Below are 17018 nucleotides of genomic sequence, written 5' to 3'. Positions count from 1 at the left end.
GGAGCAGCTCGGCGGCGGCTACGCGGTCTCGAGCTGGATCGAGCAGACGGCGTACGAGGGCGCTGCCGCCATCGTGGCGGTCAGCGACGGAATGCGGCAGGACATCCTGCGCAGCTACCCCTCGCTCGACCCGGGCAAGGTCCGCGTGATCTACAACGGCATCGACGTCGAGTCGTGGCATCCCGTCGACGATCCCGAGATGCTCGCCCGTCTGGGCGTCGACGCGACCAAGCCGTCCGTCGTGTTCGTCGGCCGCATCACGCGCCAGAAGGGACTGCCGTACTTCCTGCGCGCCGCGGAGCGGCTTCCGGCCGACGTGCAGGTCGTGCTGTGTGCGGGCGCTCCCGACACGCCGCAGATCATGGCAGAGGTGGAAGAGCTGGTGCGCGGCCTGCAGGAGACCCGCGATGGAGTCGTGTGGATCGATCGGATGCTGTCGCGCCACGAGCTGTGCACGATCCTCTCGGCCGCGACGACGTTCGTCTGCCCCTCCGTGTACGAGCCGCTCGGCATCGTGAACCTCGAGGCGATGGCGTGCGGCGCGGCCGTCGTCGGCACCGCGACCGGCGGCATCCCCGAGGTGGTCGTCGACGGCGTCACCGGGCGACTCGTGCCGATCGACCAGGCGCAGGACGGGACCGGTACGCCGACGGATCCGGAGCGGTTCGTGGGCGACCTGGCGCGCGTGCTCACGGAGGTCGTCAGCGATCCCGAGCGGGCACGCGCGTACGGAGCGGCGGGGAGGATCCGGGCCACCGAGGACTTCAGCTGGGGCAGCATCGCCGAGCAGACGGCGGCCCTGTACGCGGAGGTCGCCGCCGGCGGCCGATAGGCTGGACGACATGCCGCAGGTGCTCGAATTCTCCGACGTCGTCGTCCGCAGGAACGCCAGGGACATCGTCGACCACCTCGATTGGACCGTCAGCGATGACCAGCGCTGGGTCATCCTCGGCCCCAACGGCGCGGGCAAGACGACGGTTCTCCAGCTGGCCGACACGCTGATGCACCCGACATCGGGCGTGGTCTCGATCCTGGGGGAGCGGCTCGGCCGCACCGACGTCTTCGAGCTGCGTCCGCGGATCGGCTTCGCCTCCTCCGCCATGGCGCGCCGCGTGCCGCCGGAGGAGTCGGTCATCAACGTCGTCCTGACCGCGGCCTACTCCGTGCTCGGCCGCTGGCGCGAGGACTACGAGGACATCGACGAGCGGCGCGCGCTGCGCGTGCTCGCCGAGTGGAAGCTCGACCACCTGGCCGATCGCACCTTCGGCACGCTGAGTGACGGCGAGCAGAAGCGTGTGCAGATCGCGCGGGCGGTCATGACCGACCCCGAGCTGCTGCTCCTCGACGAGCCCACCGCGAGCCTCGACCTCGGTGCCCGCGAGGAGCTCCTGTCGCTCCTGGGCGGCTACGCGCAGGCGCCGACCACGCCGGCGATGATCATGGTGACGCACCACGTCGAGGAGATCCCGGTCGGCTTCACGCACGTGCTGCTGCTCCGCGACGGCCAGGCCGTGGCCGCGGGTCCGGTGGCGGAGACCCTCACCGCCGAGAACCTCACCGACACCTTCGGCGTGCCCATCGACCTCACCGAGCACGACGGACGCTACGCCGCCCGCGCAGCGCACTGAGGCCGGTCGGGCTCGATTCCGCGTCTGAGCCCGGAGGCTGATAGAATCGCTCTTTGGTGCGCTCGCACCTCAGACTTTGTCCGTCCTGGCAAAATCCAGGGCATCACTTTCAAAGGACTTCCCATGAAGACTGACATCCACCCCGACTACCAGGCGGTCGTGTTCCGCGACCTCGGCTCGGGCGAGACCTTCCTCACCCGCTCGACGGTGACCAGCGACAAGACGATCGAGCTCGACGGCGTCGAGTACCCCGTCATCGACGTCGAGATCTCGTCGGCGTCGCACCCGTTCTACACGGGCAAGCAGCGCATCATGGACTCGGCCGGTCGTGTCGAGAAGTTCAACCAGCGCTTCAAGAACTTCGGCTCCAAGTAAGCAGCCCACGTGCAAGGCCCCGCTTCGGCGGGGCCTTCGCCGTTCCCGGGCGCGCCCGGGGCGTCACCTGATCGGCCAGCTGCCGTCGAGGCGCTCCTCGGGCTCGATGCGCCCGATCTGCACGAAGTAGTCGGTGAGGCTCGCGGCCTGGGCGCGCGCCCAGGCGATCTGCCGGGTGTGCAGCTCGTGCACGGTGTCGGGGAGCCACGGTGCGAATCGCTCCGCCAGGGCCTGGGCGACGCGGCCGGCGGCGACGGCGTCGGCACAGGCGTCGTGGGCGCCGTCGAGCCTCACGGCGTAGTGCTCCGCGACGACCGACAGCGTTCTCTTGCCGCGACGCCAGCGGTCGTAGGCCTTGTCGACCACGAGGGGATCGATCACGGGCGACGGCGAGACGATGGGGTCGACGCCGTGACGCACGGACTCGTGCTTGAGCAGCGAGAAGTCGTACGGCGCGTTGTAGGCGACGACCGGGATGCCGGCATCGAGCAGCCCTCGGACGGCGGCGACCACCTCACCGACCACGTCGGCGGCGGGGCGTCCGTGCGCGCGGGCGTGCGCCGTCGTGATGCCGTGCACCGCGGTGGCGCCTTCGGGGATCTCGACGCCGGGATCGGCGAGCCAGTCCCGGGCGCTCATGACCGACCCGGAGGCGTCGAGCACGCCGACGTGGGCGGTCACGATCCGGTCGCTCGTGACGTCGACCCCCGTCGTCTCGAGGTCGAACACGCCGACCACGCGCAGCCACTCGGGAGTGTCGAAGAGCGACAGGGTCTCGGGCTGCCGGCGTTCCATGCCTCACACGGTATGCGCCCGGTCCGACACGGCGTCCGAGGCGCTCCGGCGAGGCCGTCCTCGTAGACTCGGGGGGTGGCCTCCCCGAACCCGTACGCACCGCTGCTCGACGCGATCCCCGTCGAGCGGCGCGAGGTGCCGATCCTCGGCGGCACGACGGCGTTCTGGGTCTACGGGCCGGAGGACGCCGGCACCACGGTGATCGCCGTCCACGGCTTCCGCGGCGAGCACCACGGCCTCGAGCCTGTCGTCGCGCACCTGCCCGAGGTGCGGGTCATCTCACCCGATCTCCCCGGCTTCGGCGAGACGCCGCCGCTGCCCGGTGTGCGCCACGACATCGACGCCTACGCGGCCTGGCTTCGCGAGTTCGCTGCCGCCGTGGCTCCGGGTGCCGTCATCCTGGGCCACTCGTTCGGCTCGATCGTCGTGTCCGCGGCCGTCGCGGCGGGCCTCACCACCCCACGGGTGATCCTCGTCAACCCGATCGGCGCGCCCGCGCTCGAGGGACCCCGCGGACTCCTGACGCGACTCGCGGTGCTCTACTACTGGGCGGGCGCCCGCCTTCCCCAGCGCGTCGGCGACGCGCTGCTGAGGAATGGGCTCATCGTGCGCGTCATGAGCGAGTCGATGGCGAAGACGAAGGATGCCGCTCTCCGGCGCTTCATCCACGACCAGCACGACACCTACTTCTCGCGCTTCGCCGACCGCGACGTGCTGCACGACGCCTTCGTCGCCTCGGTGTCGCACGACGTCCGGGAGTTCGCGCCGCGCATCGCGCAGCCGACGCTGCTGGTGGCAGCGGTGCGCGACGACATCACGCCGATCGAGGCGGAGCGGCATCTCGCGACGCTCTTCCCCGATGCCGAGCTCGTCGAGATCGACGACGTCGGTCACCTGATCCACTACGAGACGCCCGCGGCCGCCGCGACCGCCATCACGCGGTTTCTTGCGCCTTCCGGGCCCGGTATGCGATGACGTTCATGCGGTTGCCGCAGTTGCCGGTGTCGCAGTATCGCTTGGAGCCGTTCTTCGAGTAGTCGATGTAGACCGCGTCGCAGTCGTCGGCTGCGCACACGCGGATGCGGCCGTACTCGTCGGAGCGGATGACGTCGACGAAGGCCATCGCCGACTCGACCAGCATGCGGGTGGCGAGAGGCGAGTCGTCGGACGTGGCGTGGATGTGCCAGTCGTACTCGTCGTGGATGACGAGCCGGGGGAGGGCCCGGCCGTCTGCGAGCATCGCGTTGACCAGGGGCACCGCGCCGGCGCGGTCCACGTCCCACAGATCACGCAGCCGTGAGCGCACGTCGCGAACCGCGGCGACCTCTGCCTCGTCGAGCCGGATCGATCCCGAGTACGGATTGGCGACGAGGAATGCACGCAGGTCGTCGGTCGTCTGCAGGGCGTCGTCGCCGTCATAGCCGGGGAGCGTGTTGACGAGGTCGACGACCATCATGAGCGTCCGCTTCGTGTCATGGATGAAAACCATGTTGACTCCTGACATCCTCTCCGATACCGTCACCAGTGTAAGCACAGTTCGCTCCTGACAGTCGGATGCCGCCCATGACCGTTTCGACCGCGTGCCTTCCGGTGATCACACCGGTCGCCGCATCCGCTCGACTGCGCACCACCGGCCTGCTGATGGCCGTCGCGTCCGCGCTCGCCTTCTCCTCGAGCGGGCCGTTCATCAAGCCTCTGCTCGAAAGCGGCTGGTCGCTCGGCGCGGCCCTGCTCGTACGGATGGGAGTGGCCGGGCTGATCCTCTCCCCGGCAGTGTTCCTCGCGATCCGGCGCAACCCGCGCTTCCTGCGACGGCACTGGCGGCTGATCCTCGGGTTCGGCCTGATGCCGGTGCTGGGGTGCCAGCTCTTCTTCTTCTCGGCGATGCAGCGGATGCCGGTGGCCGTCGCTCTGCTGATCCAGTACCTCGCTCCGGTCATGCTGGTCGGCTTCGTCTGGCTGCGCACCCGAAAGGCGCCGTCCGGGCTGGTGCTGTGGGGATCGGCGGTCGCGGTCACCGGACTCGTCCTCGTCGTCGACATCTCGGGCGCGTCCTTCGATCTCCTCGGCACGCTCTTCGCCCTCGCGGCGGCCGTGTGCGTGTGCGCCTACTTCGTGATCTCGGAGCGCGCCGGCGACGATCTGCCTCCGCTCGCCCTCGCCGCGAGCGGGCTGCTCGTCGGCGCCGCGATCATGGCGGTGCTGTGCCTCACGGGCGCGATGCCGTTCGAGGCGCCGCAGGTGACCGTCGAACTGGCCGGCGTCGCCGTGCCGTGGTTCGTCCCGCTGCTGTGGGTCGCCGGCATCGCCACGACGCTCGGCTACGCCCTCGGCGTGATGGCGGTGCCCCGCATCGGCTCGCGCGTGGCCTCGTTCGTCGGCCTGTCGGAGGTGCTGTTCGCCCTCGGGTTCGCGTGGGTCTTCCTAGCCGAGGTGCCCGCGCCGATCCAATTCGCCGGCGGAGCGCTCATCCTGGCCGGCGTGATCCTGGTGAAGGTCGACGACCTGCGCCGAGCGCTGGCCGCACCGGCGGCGCCGGTCGCGGCATCCGTCACCATGCCCTGATCGAACGCGTCTACGGCTCGCGGCGCGCGAGCTCCATGAGCGGCATCACGCGATGGGGGATCACCTCGCCCATGACCAGCGATGTCTCGGTGCGCTCGACGCCCTCGATCGCCAGGATGCGCGCGTCGGTGTCGAAGAGGTGCTGGGTGTCGCGGCACGCCACGCGGACGAGCAGGTCGACCTGCCCCGAGAGGCCGTGCGCCTGCACGATCTCGGGGACTCGCGCGAGTTCCGCGGTGATCCGCGGGAGGTCGGCCTGCCGCACGATGACGCTGATGAAGGCCTCGATCGGATACCCGAGCGACGATGAGGAGATCGCCCGCTCGTACGACAGGAACACGCCGGAGCGCTCGAGTCGGGCCATGCGCGCCTGGACCGTGTTGCGGGAGAGTCCGAGTCGTTCGGCGAGCGCGACGACGGTGGCTCGCGGGTCGGCCGAGAGGGCGGCGAGGAGCTCCAGGTCGACATGATCGAGGGCACTCATAGTGCGAAACGTTAGCACGGTTTGACCCGGGGTTAGTTGTCAACATGCTCAAGCAGAGCGCAGTTGCTTGAGCGAGGTGCGATGCCGACGTATTCTCGGGCTAGCCGGCGAAGCTGCCGGTCGACCACGACGCCCCCTCCTCACGAGGGAGGGTTGCACCGAGGAGTGATGGCGATGACGCACACACTGAACCCGACCGCCGAACTGGCGACCGACACCGAAGACGTCGCTCGGCTGGTGACCCCCGACGGCGAGCGCATCGCCGATCCGGAGCTGGACCGCTGGGTCGCGGATGTGGATGCCGCCGCCCTGCGCGCGCTCTACCGCGACATGGTGCTGCTGCGGCGCATCGACAGCGAGGGCATCGCCCTGCAGCGTCAGGGCCAGCTCGCGCTGTGGCCGCCGTGCCAGGGCCAGGAGGCCACGCAGATCGGCACCGCCCGCGCCCTCCGCGCCGACGACTTCGCGTTCCCGAGCTACCGCGAGACCGGCGTGGTCTTCGCACGCGGTGCGAAGCCCGCCGACTACGTTCTCGCCTGGCGCGGCGAGGAGCACTCGACCTACAACCCCTACGACATCAACACGGCGTCGCCGCAGATCATCATCGGAGCCCAGTCGCTGCATGCGGTGGGCTACGCGATGGGCATCCAGCGCGATGGAACCGACCAGGTCGCCGCGGCCTACTTCGGCGACGGCGCTTCCAGCCAGGGCGACGTCAACGAGGCGATGGTGTTCGCCGCCTCCTACGGCGCCCCGGTCGTGTTCGTGTGCAGCAACAACCAGTGGGCGATCTCCGAGCCCGTCACCGTCCAGGCGAAGTTCCCGATCGCCGGCCGCGCGCCGGGCTTCGGCATCCCGAGCATGCGTGTCGACGGCAACGACGTTCTCGCCTGCCTCGCCGCGATGCGGTGGGCGGTCGACAACGCGCGCAAGGGCAACGGTCCCGCGTTCATCGAGGCGGTGACGTACCGCATCGGGCCGCACACGACCTCCGACGACCCGACCCGCTACCGCGACAAGGAGGAGGTCGAGCGCTGGAAGGGCCGCGACCCGCTCGCGCGCATCGAGGCGCTCCTGCGCGCCCAGGGCGAGTTCGGCGACGACTTCGCCGCGGCCGTCGCCGCGGATGCCGACGCACTGGCCGCCGAGGTGCGCGCCGCCGCGCAGGGCGCGGTGACCCGCGACGCGATCACCGTGCTCGACAACGTGTACGCAGAACCGCACTCGGGCCTCGAAGAGCAGCGCGAGTGGTTCGGCGCCTACCTCGACGGCTTCGCGGCCGAGGACGAGGGGGCGGCGCGATGACGCGGCTCACCATGGCCAAGGCCATCAACGAAGGTCTCCGTCGCGCGATGGCCGACGACCCGAAGGTGCTCGTCATGGGCGAGGACATCGGAAAGCTCGGCGGCGTGTTCCGCATCACCGACGGACTCCAGGACGAGTTCGGCGCTCAGCGTGTGGTCGACACGCCGCTGGCCGAGTCGGGCATCATGGGCACCGCCGTGGGCCTCGCGATGCGCGGCTACCGCCCGGTCGTCGAGATCCAGTTCGACGGGTTCGTCTACCCCGCCTTCGACCAGATCGTGTGCCAGGTGGCCAAGCTCCACTACCGCACCCGCGGCAACGTGCGGATGCCGATCACCATCCGCATCCCGTGGGCGGGCGGCGTGGGCGCCGCCGAGCACCACTCGGAGTCGCCCGAGGCGTACTTCGTGCACACGTCGGGCCTGCGTGTCATCGCGGTCTCCAATCCGCAGGACGCGTACGTCATGCTGCGTCAGGCCATCGCGTCGAACGACCCGGTCGTGTACTTCGAGCCCAAGAAGCTGTACCACTCCAAGGGGGAGGTCGACCTCGACGTCGACCTCGCCGACGCCCCGCCGATGGGCCTGGCGCGCGTCGTGCGCGAGGGCAGCGACGTCACGCTGCTCACCTACGGCTCGCAGGTGGCGACGGCGATGGATGCCGCGACCGCGGCCGAGGACGACGGCGTGTCGATCGAGGTCATCGACCTGCGCTCGATCTCTCCGGTCGACTACCGCACGGTGACGGCCTCGGTCCGCAAGACCGGCCGCGTCGTCGTCACGCACGAGGCCGCCCGCGAGGCCGGCGTCGGAGCGGAGCTGATCGCCAGCGTGACCGAGCGGTGCTTCAACTACCTCGAAGCCGCCCCGCAGCGCGTCACAGGGCACGACATCCCGTATCCGCCTGCGAAGCTCGAGAAGCACTTCATCCCCGACCTCGACCGCATCCTCGATGCCGTCGATCGCGTGATGGACCGTCCGAACAGCCTCAGCGCGTTCGAGGAGCTCGGCACGTCCGACGGCGGTCGCGGATCGACCATGACGGGAGGCGTGCTGTGATCGAGGACTTCCGGCTCCCCGACCTCGGCGAAGGACTCCCCGAAGCCGAGATCGTGGCGTGGCTCGTCGCCGAAGGCGACACCGTCACCCTCAATCAGACCATCGCAGAGGTCGAGACGGCCAAGGCCGTCGTCGAACTGCCGTCGCCCCACGCGGGCAGGATCACGAAGCTCCACGCCGCCGCCGGCGACGTCGTCGAGGTGGGCTCGGTGCTCATCTCGTTCGACCTCGGAGGCGACAGCGCACCCGGGACACCCCCGGCGACCGAGGAGAAGCAGAGCGACGAGCCCGCGAAGGCGGAACCCAACCTCGTCGGCTACGGCGCGGCGCCTCGCGGCAGCGCGCGGCCCCAGCGGCGTTCGCGCGCCGCGGCCGGCCGCCCCGCGACATCCGACACCGCCGTTCTGGAGGCTGCGCCCCACGACGCGATCCAGGTCGCCGACGAACGGCCGCTCGAGCGGCCCCGCTCGACGCCCCCGGTCCGCCTGTTCGCGAAGCAGCTGGGCGTCGACCTGGCGCTGGTGGAGGCCACCGGAGCGAGCGGGATCATCACGCGAGCGGATGTCGAGGCCTACGCCGAGCGCGTGGGGGCGACGCCGGTCAGCTCGGCGCCCGCGCCGGAGCCCGAGTTCCAGCCCGAGCTGCGCATCGCCGCACCGAGGGGGGAGCGCACCACGCGCACGCCGATCAGGGGAGTGCGCAAGCACACCGCCGAGGCGATGGTGCGCAGCGCCTTCACCGCCCCGCACGTCACGACGTTCCTCACCGTCGACATCACGGCGACCACCGAGCTCATCGCGTCGCTCAAGGCGGACCGAGGTCTCCAGGAGCACAAGATCGGCGTGATGGCGGTCGCCGCGAAGGCCGTGTGCCTCGCCCTCGCCCGTCACCCCGAGCTCAACTCCCGCTGGGACGACGCCGCCGGCGAGATCGTGCAGCACCACTACGTCAACCTCGGGATCGCGGCGGCCACCGGCCGGGGCCTCGTGGTGCCGAACATCCGCGACGCGCAGGACCTCACGCTCGTCGAGCTGGCGGACTCGATCCGCACCCTTGCCGAGACGGCGCGCTCCGGCAAGACGCCGCCGGCCGACATGATGGGCGGAACGTTCTCGATCACCAATGTCGGCGTCTTCGGCGTCGACGCGGGCACACCCATCCTCAACCCGGGAGAAGCCGGCATCCTCGCGCTCGGCGCCGTGCGCCGTCAGCCGTGGGAGCACCGCGGCGAGATCGCACTGCGCGACGTCATGACGCTCGCGCTGTCGTTCGACCACCGCCTGGTCGACGGCGAGCAGGGGTCGAAGTTCATGGTCGAGGTGGCCGACGTGCTGCGCGAACCGGGTCGCGCCATGCTGCTGCGCTGACCTGGTTCAGACGAAAGGGCCGGGCGGAGGCATCCGCTCGGCCCTTGTCGTTGTCAGGCGGTGAGTGCCGCCAGCGCCATGGACTCGAGGATGCCGCGGACGGCACCTGCGTCGGGCTGGGCGCGCAGCGCACGGACGCTGTGCGGCGTCGAGTTGATGAGACCGAAGCACGCGTGCGCGCGCACGCGCAGGTCGGCCTCGGCACGGTCGGGGTGGAGGGCCGACAGGATGCCGATCCACGCCTCGACGTATTCGCGCTGCAGCCGGCGGACGGTGTGACGATCATCGTCGGCGAGGCTCGCGAGATCGCGGTCCTGCACCCGGATCACGTCGGCGTCGCTCAGGGCGAAGTCCACGTGGAACGCGATGATCGCTTCGAGCTGGGCCAGGGGAGACCCGCCGGCCGCGATCACGCGGCGACCGCCGGCGAGCAGGCGTTCGCTCACGCCGATCAGGATGGCGCCGAGCAGCGCCTGCTTGTTGGCGAAGTGGCGATAGAGAGCGGGACCGCTCACGCCGACCGCCCCGCCGAGATCCTCGAGGCTCACGCCGCTGAAGCCGCGTTCCGCGAAGAGCCGCGCGGCCTCGTGCAGGATCGACGCCTGACGGTCTGCTTTCGCGCGGTCGCGCTCGGTGACACCGCTTGTCATCTCAGTTAATCCTCGCTAACCTAGACTCCAGTTAGTGAACACTAACCAATTGCGTCGCGTCCGATCAACGAACGTGACGTGATCGTGACGTCGACGGAGATGACATGAGTGCGCTGACCACCGCGGTCGTCCACGACGAGAGCTTCGCCCGCACACGCGAGGCACAGGCCACGCTCGCCGCCCGGCTGCGCGAACGCCTGGCCGCGGTGGCGCTCGGCGGACCCGAGGCGTCGCGCGCCCGCCATGTGTCGCGGGGCAAGCTGCTGCCGCGTGATCGTGTCAGCCGCCTCCTCGACGAGGGGAGCCCCTTCATCGAGGTGGCCCCGCTCGCCGCCGACGGACTCTACGACGGCGACGCACCCGCAGCCGGCGTCATCGCCGGCATCGGCCTGGTGCACGGCCGCCAGGTGATGGTCGTCTGCAACGACGCCACCGTCAAGGGCGGCACCTACTATCCGATGACCGTCAAGAAGCACCTCCGAGCGCAGGAGATCGCCTTCGAGAACCGCCTGCCGTGCGTGTACCTCGTGGACTCCGGCGGCGCATTCCTGCCGAAGCAGGATGAGGTCTTCCCTGACCGCGATCATTTCGGCCGCATCTTCTTCAACCAGGCCAGGCTGTCGGCCGCCGGCATCCCGCAGATCGCGGCCGTCCTCGGCTCGTGCACGGCCGGCGGAGCCTACGTGCCGGCCATGAGCGATGAGACGGTCATCGTCCGCAACCAGGGCACGATCTTCCTCGGCGGCCCGCCGCTGGTGAAGGCGGCCATCGGGGAGGTCGTCACCGCCGAGGAGCTGGGCGGCGGCGAGCTGCACGCGAAGCGCTCGGGCGTCGTCGACCATCTCGCGGAGGACGACGAGCACGCGCTGGAGATCGTCCGCGACATCGTCGCCACGCTGCCGCTTCCGGCCGAGCCCGCGTGGGACGTCATGCCGAGCGTGCCGCCCGCCGTCGACCCGGATGACCTGTACGGGGTCGTTCCCGTCGACGTCAACCAGCCCTACGACGTCCGCGAGGTCATCGCCCGGCTGGTCGACGCGAGCCAGTTCCACGAGTTCAAACGCGAGTACGGCGAGACGCTCGTCACCGGGTTCGCTCGCATCCATGGCCACCCCGTCGGCATCGTCGCCAACAACGGCGTGCTCTTCGGCGAGTCGGCGCAGAAGGGCGCCCACTTCATCGAGCTGTGCGACCAGCGGGGCACGCCCCTGCTGTTCCTGCAGAACATCTCGGGCTTCATGGTCGGGCGGGATGCCGAGGCCGGCGGAATCGCGAAGGACGGCGCCAAGATGGTCACCGCTGTCGCCACCACGCGCGTTCCCAAGCTCACCGTCGTCATCGGCGGGTCGTTCGGCGCCGGCAACTACTCCATGTGCGGACGTGCCTACTCGCCCCGCTTCCTGTGGACCTGGCCCGCGAGCCGCATCTCGGTGATGGGCGGCCCGCAGGCAGCCTCGGTCCTCTCGACGGTCAAGCGCGATCAGCTCGAGGCGCGCGGCGAGGAGTGGTCGGCCGCCGACCAGTCCGAGTTCGAGGCGCCGATCCGGGCGCAGTACGAAGAGCAGGGAAGCCCGTACTACGCGACGGCCCGTCTGTGGGACGACGGCGTCGTCGACCCGCTCGACACCCGCGACCTGCTCGGACTCGCGCTGGACGTCGTCTCGCGCACCCCGCTGCCCGAACCGCGCTTCGGCGTCTTCCGGATGTGATCCCCGTGACCGATACGCACATGCCTCCATTCACCACCGTCCTCGTCGCAAATCGCGGCGAGATCGCACGGCGTGTGATCCGCACCCTCGGCCGGCTGGGCATCCGCTCGGTCGCCGTCTACAGCGACGCCGACGCCGGAGCCCCCCACGTGCGGGAGGCCGACGTCGCCGTCCGCATCGGGCCGGCCGCGGCATCCGCTTCTTATCTGGACATCGACGCGGTGATCGCCGCCGCACGCGAGAGCGGGGCAGAGGCCGTGCATCCGGGCTACGGCTTCCTCTCCGAGAACGCCGAGTTCGCGCGCGCCTGCGCGGAGGCCGGGATCGTCTTCATCGGTCCGGGGGAGCGCGCGCTCGAAGTGATGGGCGACAAGATCCGGGCCAAGGAACACGTGACCGGGCACGGTGTGCCGACCGTCCCCGGCTTCAGCGCGATCGGGATGACCGATGCCGAGATCGCCGAAGCGGCCGCGGAGACCGGCTACCCCCTGCTGGTCAAGCCGTCCGCCGGTGGCGGAGGCAAGGGAATGCAGGTGGTGCGATCGGCCGCCGACCTCTCCGACGCGCTGTCGACCGCGCGGCGGGTCGCGGCCGCCGCGTTCGGCGACGACAGCCTGCTGCTCGAACGGCTGATCGAGCGCCCGCGTCACATCGAGGTGCAGGTCCTCGCGGACGCGCACGGCGGCGTGATCCATCTCGGTGAGCGCGAATGCACGTTGCAGCGACGGCACCAGAAGGTCATCGAGGAGGCGCCGTCGCCGGTGGTGGACGCCGCGACCCGCGAACGACTCGGAGCCGCCGCCTGCTCCGCCGCCGCGAGCGTCGACTACGTCGGCGCGGGCACGGTCGAGTTCCTCGTGGCCGGCGATCGTCCCGACGAGTTCTTCTTCATCGAGATGAACACCCGGCTTCAGGTCGAGCATCCGGTGACCGAGCTCGTGACGGGCATCGATCTCGTCGAGCAGCAGCTGCGCGTCGCGGCGGGGGAGCCCCTCGCACTCGCGCAGGCCGATGTGCGCCTCGACGGCCACGCCATCGAAGCCCGCGTGTACGCCGAGAGCCCGGAGCGCGGCTTCCTGCCCGCGACCGGCGAGGTGCTGGTGTGGCGCCCTGCCGAAGACGTGCGGACGGATGCCGCAGTCGAGTCCGGCAGCGTCGTCACCTCCGACTACGACCCGATGATCGCCAAGGTGATCGCCCACGGCGCTGATCGCGAGCATGCGCTGCGGCGTCTCGACGAGGCCCTCGCCCGCACCGTTCTGCTCGGCGTCGACAGCAACATCGGATTCCTGCGCGAGCTGCTCGCTGACGACGACGTGCGCACAGCGCGGATGGACACGGGCCTCATCGACCGGATGCCGCCGTTCACCGCGTCCGAGCCCAGCGCGCTCGCCCTGGGCGCGGCCGTGGCGATGAGCCAGAACCCCCACCAGCCCGACGGACGGCGCCCGGCGGCCAGCCCGCTCTGGCTGGCCCCCTCCGGCTGGCGCGCCGGAGCTTCCGCGGCCACGCGCACCGTGGCCGTCGAGACGGAGCACGACGTCGTTCTCGTCGCCGCGCCGGATGCCGGACCCGCCGTGTCCGCCGGATCGCGCCTGCGCGGCGCGATGCCGCTGGGCAACGCCCTCGCGGACGGCGACGCCACGGCCGCCGTCGACGCTGACGGCTGGACCTGGGTGCACGCCGACGGCGCCACCCACCGCGTGCGCCCGCTTACGCGCCGCGACGCCATGGCGAAGCGCCTCGCCGCACGTGACCGTGACGCGGCCGCGACCGATCCCGAGCTGCGCGCACCGATGCCCGGCGCCGTCGCCGCGGTGCACGTCACGGACGGCACGACCGTCGCCGCCGGCGACCGCATCGTCACGATCGAGGCCATGAAGATGGAGCATCCCGTCGTCGCGCCCCACGCGGGGACCGTGCGCCTGGACGTCGCCGTCGGCGACCAGGTGCGCCGTGACCAGGTGCTCGCCCACGTCTCGACCGCAGAACCCGACACCCGCTCCTGAACACCCCGAGGAGAGCCATGGACCACGCAAACCTGACCGACGAGGAGCGCGAGCTCGCGCGTCTCGTGCGCGACTTCGCCGACGAGGTCGTCGCACCGCAGGCCTACGAGGCCGACCGCACCAAGACCCTGCCGATGGATGTCGTCGCGCAGATGGGTGAGCTCGGTCTCTTCGGGCTGCCGTTCCCCGAGGAGTACGGAGGGCAGGGCGGCGACTACTTCGCGCTCTGCCTGGCCATCGAGGCGCTCGGGCGGGTCGACCAGTCCATTGCCATCACGCTCGAGGCGGGAGTCAGCCTCGGCGCGATGCCGGTGTTCCGCTTCGGCACCGAGGAGCAGAAGCGCCAGCTGCTGCCCGACCTCCTGGCAGGCAAGGCGCTGGCCGGCTTCGGCCTCACCGAGCCGGAGGCGGGATCCGACGCCGGCGCCACGCGCACCACCGCCCGACTCGACGGCGACGAGTGGGTGATCAACGGCTCGAAGCAGTTCATCACCAACTCCGGAACCGACATCACGCGCTTCGTCACGGTCACCGCGGTCACCGGCGAGCAGAACGGGCGCAAGGAGATCTCGACCATCGTCGTGCCGTCCGGCACGCCGGGCTTCACCGTCGAGCCCGGCTACGACAAGGTCGGCTGGCATGCGTCCGACACCCACCCGCTGACGTTCCAGGACGCCCGGGTGCCCGCCGCGAACCTGCTGGGCGAGCGCGGCCGCGGCTTCGCGAACTTCCTCCACATCCTCGACGAGGGCCGCATCGCGATCGCCGCGCTGTCGACGGGTGCCGCGGAGGGATGCCTCGAAGCGGCGATCGACTACGCGAAGAAGCGCACCGTCTTCGGCGACGCGCTGTCCACGCGCCAGGGCATCCAGTTCCTGCTCGCCCGCATGCAGCTGCGCGTCCACAACGCTCGGCTGGCCTGGCACCACGCCGCGCGTCTCCGCGACGCCGGGAAGCCGTTCAAGACGGAGGCCGCGATCGCCAAGCTCACCGCGAGCGACGCGGCGATGGACAACGCACGCGACGCCACCCAGATCTTCGGAGGCAACGGGTTCATGAACGAGTACCCCGTCGCCCGGCACTACCGCGACTCCAAGATCCTCGAGATCGGCGAAGGCACGAGCGAGGTGCAGCTGCTCGTCATCGCACGGGGCCTCGGAGTAGCGTGACATCCGTGGAACCGACCGGCGAGATGCGCGAGATCCTGCAGCGCGGACTCTATTTCGACGAGCTCGAGGTCGGCTCTCGGTACCTCCATCGTCCCGGCCGGACGGCGACCGAGGCCGACAACGTGCTCTTCTCGTCATTGACGATGAACACCCAGGCGCTGCACCTCGATGCGGCGTTCTCGGAGGGCGAGCCGTTCGGGCAGCGGCTGATGAACTCCATGTGGACCCTGTCGACGATGGTCGGCGCGTCGGTGTCGCAGATCACCCAGGGGACGCTCGTCGCGCAGCTGGGCCTCACCGACATCGCGTTCCCCGCCCCGGTGTTCCACGGCGACACGCTGTACACCGACACCGAGATCCTGTCCAAGCGCCCGTCGTCGTCACGTCCGGGCCAGGGCATCGTGACGATGCGCCACACCGGCCGCAACCAGCAGGGCGTCGTCGTGGCGACGGCGACCCGCACGGCCCTGATGTGGTTCGCACCCGACGATGCGGTTCAGGATGCCGCAGCCGACACCGGAGGACGCCATGACGGATGATCGGTTCGGCCTCGGGCCGGCGCTGCTGTTCTGCCCCGCAGATCGCCCGGAGCGCTACGCCAAGGCGCTCGAGCGGGCCGACGCCGTGATCCTCGACCTCGAGGACGCCGTGGCCGCACCCGCGAAGGCCGCCGCGCGCGGCGCGGTCATCGAGTCCGAGCTCGATCCCGACCGCGTGATCGTGCGCGTGAACCCGCCGGGGACCGACGACTTCGTGTCCGACCTCGCCACCCTGTCGCAGACGGACTACCGGCGGATCATGGTCGCCAAGGCCGAATCTCCCAAGCGGCTGCAGAAGCTCGATCAGCGTTTCGAGGTCATCGCCCTGTGCGAGACCGCGAAGGGCGTCGCACAGGCCGACCGCATCGCCGCGCTGGCGAACGTCAGCGCGCTGATGTGGGGCGCGGAGGATCTGGTCGCGAGCATCGGGGGCACGTCGAGCCGCAAGCCGAACGGACGCTATCGCGACGTGGCGCGGTACGCGCGCGCCCGTGTGCTGCTCGCAGCGGCCGCACGCGGCAAAGCGGCGATCGACGCCGTGCATCTCGACATCGACGACACTCAGCGCCTGGCCATCGAAGCGGCGGATGCCGCGGCATCCGGCTTCTCCGCCACAGCGTGCATCCACCCGAGTCAGGTCGCGATCATCCGCGACGCGTACCGCCCGGATGCGAAGACCGTGGAATGGGCCGAGGCGGTCCTGGCCGCGGCGAAGAGCGAGCGGGGCGTGTTCACCTACGACGGGCGCATGGTCGACGAGCCGGTCCTCCGCCATGCCCGCGCGGTCCTGCGCCGGGCCGAGTGATGAACGACGCCGACGAGCTGCCGGCGGGGCTCGGCAAGGTCGCGACGCGGGCGCTGGCACTGAACGGCATCACCGGCTATGCGGCGCTCACCGAGCGCAGCGAAGGCGAGCTGCTCGCGCTGCACGGCGTCGGGCCGAAAGCGATCCGGATCCTGCGCGAAGAGCTCGCCGCGCGGGGTCAGTCGTTCGCCGCACCGCGCTGAGCGGCGATCTGACGAGCGATGCGACCGATCAGGTCGTAGGGCACGTCCTGCGCGTGCGGGAAGACGACCGAGTCCTTCTCGGCCCGGTACGGCGCGATCTCGGCCTCGAGCGGCTCCGGCAGTGCGGGAACCGGGTAGAGGCCGATGTGCTTCTTCCAGCCCGCGAAGTGCAGTGCATAGCGGCCGCCCAGCATGACCGCCGCGATGCCGTAGCGCATCTTCTCCTCCGGCGCGGTACCGGATTCGGCGGCAACAGCGTCCACGATCCGCGCGCGGATGCGCCGGAGACGTTCGGCGACCTCGGGCGGGAACCCCGCGATGTACTCATCGACGGTGGCGGCGTTCGGCATGCCGCCG

Annotated in this window: 19 protein-coding genes; 14 read left to right on the top strand and 5 right to left on the bottom strand. The window is 70.5% G+C overall.

The window, feature by feature from the left end:
• The 3 genes from glgA to JX005_RS09020 form a co-directional block, all read left to right on the top strand.
• On the top strand, window positions 1-832 hold an 832-nt coding region (gene glgA / locus JX005_RS09030; RefSeq protein WP_214467142.1), incomplete at its 5' end, for a glycogen synthase.
• 10 nt (window positions 833-842) lie between these two features.
• Entirely contained in the window at window positions 843-1628 is a 786-nt protein-coding gene (locus JX005_RS09025; protein ID WP_214467141.1) for an ABC transporter ATP-binding protein, read from the top strand.
• A gap of 123 nt (window positions 1629-1751) precedes the next feature.
• Window positions 1752-2003 carry a type B 50S ribosomal protein L31 gene (locus JX005_RS09020; RefSeq protein ID WP_106813808.1) on the top strand — a complete coding sequence of 84 codons (252 nt, stop codon included), beginning with the start codon at window positions 1752-1754 and terminating at the stop codon, window positions 2001-2003.
• Window positions 2004-2066: 63 nt separating this feature from the next.
• On the opposite strand, the gene JX005_RS09015 is transcribed toward JX005_RS09020, so the two are convergent.
• A complete protein-coding gene (locus tag JX005_RS09015; RefSeq protein WP_214467140.1) occupies window positions 2067-2798 on the bottom strand; it encodes a 3'-5' exonuclease in 732 nt (243 codons plus the stop codon).
• A 75-nt stretch (window positions 2799-2873) separates the two neighbouring features.
• On the opposite strand from JX005_RS09015, the gene JX005_RS09010 reads away from it, so the two are divergent.
• Window positions 2874-3773 carry an alpha/beta fold hydrolase gene (locus JX005_RS09010; protein WP_214467139.1) on the top strand — a complete coding sequence of 300 codons (900 nt, stop codon included), beginning with the start codon at window positions 2874-2876 and terminating at the stop codon, window positions 3771-3773.
• On the opposite strand, the gene JX005_RS09005 is transcribed toward JX005_RS09010, so the two are convergent.
• Window positions 3733-4287, bottom strand: a complete 555-nt coding sequence (locus tag JX005_RS09005; RefSeq protein WP_214467138.1) for a CGNR zinc finger domain-containing protein — start codon at window positions 4285-4287, stop codon at window positions 3733-3735. The genes JX005_RS09010 and JX005_RS09005 overlap by 41 nt on opposite strands.
• A 74-nt stretch (window positions 4288-4361) precedes the next feature.
• Between JX005_RS09005 and JX005_RS09000 the strand changes: the two genes are divergently transcribed.
• Window positions 4362-5363: an EamA family transporter gene (locus tag JX005_RS09000; RefSeq protein ID WP_214467137.1), complete on the top strand. Its 1002-nt coding sequence runs from the start codon at window positions 4362-4364 to the stop codon at window positions 5361-5363.
• 10 nt (window positions 5364-5373) lie between these two features.
• Here JX005_RS09000 and JX005_RS08995 read toward each other — a convergent pair whose 3' ends face one another.
• Complete coding sequence (locus JX005_RS08995) at window positions 5374-5847, bottom strand: Lrp/AsnC family transcriptional regulator (protein ID WP_214467136.1); 474 nt, start codon at window positions 5845-5847, stop codon at window positions 5374-5376.
• 168 nt (window positions 5848-6015) lie between these two features.
• On the opposite strand from JX005_RS08995, the gene pdhA reads away from it, so the two are divergent.
• From pdhA to JX005_RS08980, 3 genes are read left to right on the top strand one after another with little or no spacing between them, the layout of a single operon-like run.
• Window positions 6016-7152 (top strand): pyruvate dehydrogenase (acetyl-transferring) E1 component subunit alpha, encoded by a 1137-nt coding sequence (gene pdhA / locus JX005_RS08990; RefSeq protein ID WP_214467135.1) that lies wholly within the window; start codon window positions 6016-6018, stop codon window positions 7150-7152.
• Window positions 7149-8210 carry an alpha-ketoacid dehydrogenase subunit beta gene (locus JX005_RS08985; protein ID WP_246533705.1) on the top strand — a complete coding sequence of 354 codons (1062 nt, stop codon included), beginning with the start codon at window positions 7149-7151 and terminating at the stop codon, window positions 8208-8210. The genes pdhA and JX005_RS08985 overlap by 4 nt, the downstream gene beginning before the upstream one ends.
• On the top strand, window positions 8207-9577 hold the full coding sequence (locus JX005_RS08980; protein ID WP_214467134.1) for a dihydrolipoamide acetyltransferase family protein: 1371 nt from the start codon (window positions 8207-8209) through the stop codon (window positions 9575-9577). Before JX005_RS08985 ends, JX005_RS08980 begins: the two co-directional genes overlap by 4 nt.
• A 53-nt stretch (window positions 9578-9630) precedes the next feature.
• On the opposite strand, the gene JX005_RS08975 is transcribed toward JX005_RS08980, so the two are convergent.
• Window positions 9631-10227 carry an SACE_7040 family transcriptional regulator gene (locus tag JX005_RS08975; protein WP_214467133.1) on the bottom strand — a complete coding sequence of 199 codons (597 nt, stop codon included), beginning with the start codon at window positions 10225-10227 and terminating at the stop codon, window positions 9631-9633.
• Window positions 10228-10331: 104 nt separating this feature from the next.
• Between JX005_RS08975 and JX005_RS08970 the strand changes: the two genes are divergently transcribed.
• Genes JX005_RS08970 through JX005_RS08945 form a run of 6 tightly spaced genes read left to right on the top strand, consistent with a single transcriptional unit; the run spans window position 10332 to window position 16661 of the window.
• Window positions 10332-11936 (top strand): carboxyl transferase domain-containing protein, encoded by a 1605-nt coding sequence (locus JX005_RS08970; protein ID WP_214467132.1) that lies wholly within the window; start codon window positions 10332-10334, stop codon window positions 11934-11936.
• Between the two features lie 20 nt (window positions 11937-11956).
• Window positions 11957-13945, top strand: a complete 1989-nt coding sequence (locus JX005_RS08965) for an ATP-binding protein (protein ID WP_214467131.1) — start codon at window positions 11957-11959, stop codon at window positions 13943-13945.
• Between the two features lie 17 nt (window positions 13946-13962).
• A complete protein-coding gene (locus tag JX005_RS08960) occupies window positions 13963-15114 on the top strand; it encodes an acyl-CoA dehydrogenase family protein (protein ID WP_214467130.1) in 1152 nt (383 codons plus the stop codon).
• A gap of 23 nt (window positions 15115-15137) precedes the next feature.
• Window positions 15138-15653: a MaoC family dehydratase gene (locus tag JX005_RS08955; protein WP_214467174.1), complete on the top strand. Its 516-nt coding sequence runs from the start codon at window positions 15138-15140 to the stop codon at window positions 15651-15653.
• The gene (locus JX005_RS08950) at window positions 15643-16458 is read left to right on the top strand and encodes an HpcH/HpaI aldolase/citrate lyase family protein (protein ID WP_214467129.1); all 816 of its coding nucleotides are present in this window, start codon (window positions 15643-15645) and stop codon (window positions 16456-16458) included. The genes JX005_RS08955 and JX005_RS08950 overlap by 11 nt, the downstream gene beginning before the upstream one ends.
• Window positions 16458-16661: a helix-hairpin-helix domain-containing protein gene (locus JX005_RS08945; protein WP_214467128.1), complete on the top strand. Its 204-nt coding sequence runs from the start codon at window positions 16458-16460 to the stop codon at window positions 16659-16661. Before JX005_RS08950 ends, JX005_RS08945 begins: the two co-directional genes overlap by 1 nt.
• Here the strand turns inward: JX005_RS08945 and JX005_RS08940 are convergent.
• Window positions 16637-17011: an iron chaperone gene (locus JX005_RS08940; protein ID WP_214467127.1), complete on the bottom strand. Its 375-nt coding sequence runs from the start codon at window positions 17009-17011 to the stop codon at window positions 16637-16639. The two genes, JX005_RS08945 and JX005_RS08940, sit on opposite strands and share 25 nt — an antisense overlap.
• Window positions 17012-17018 lie beyond the last annotated feature (7 nt).

This window comes from Microbacterium flavescens, from assembly GCF_018588945.1.
In the GTDB taxonomy this organism is placed as follows: Bacteria; Actinomycetota; Actinomycetes; order Actinomycetales; family Microbacteriaceae; genus Microbacterium; species Microbacterium flavescens.
The sequence above is the reverse complement of the archived record's forward strand: the minus strand, read 5'-3'. Positions and strand labels throughout refer to the sequence as shown.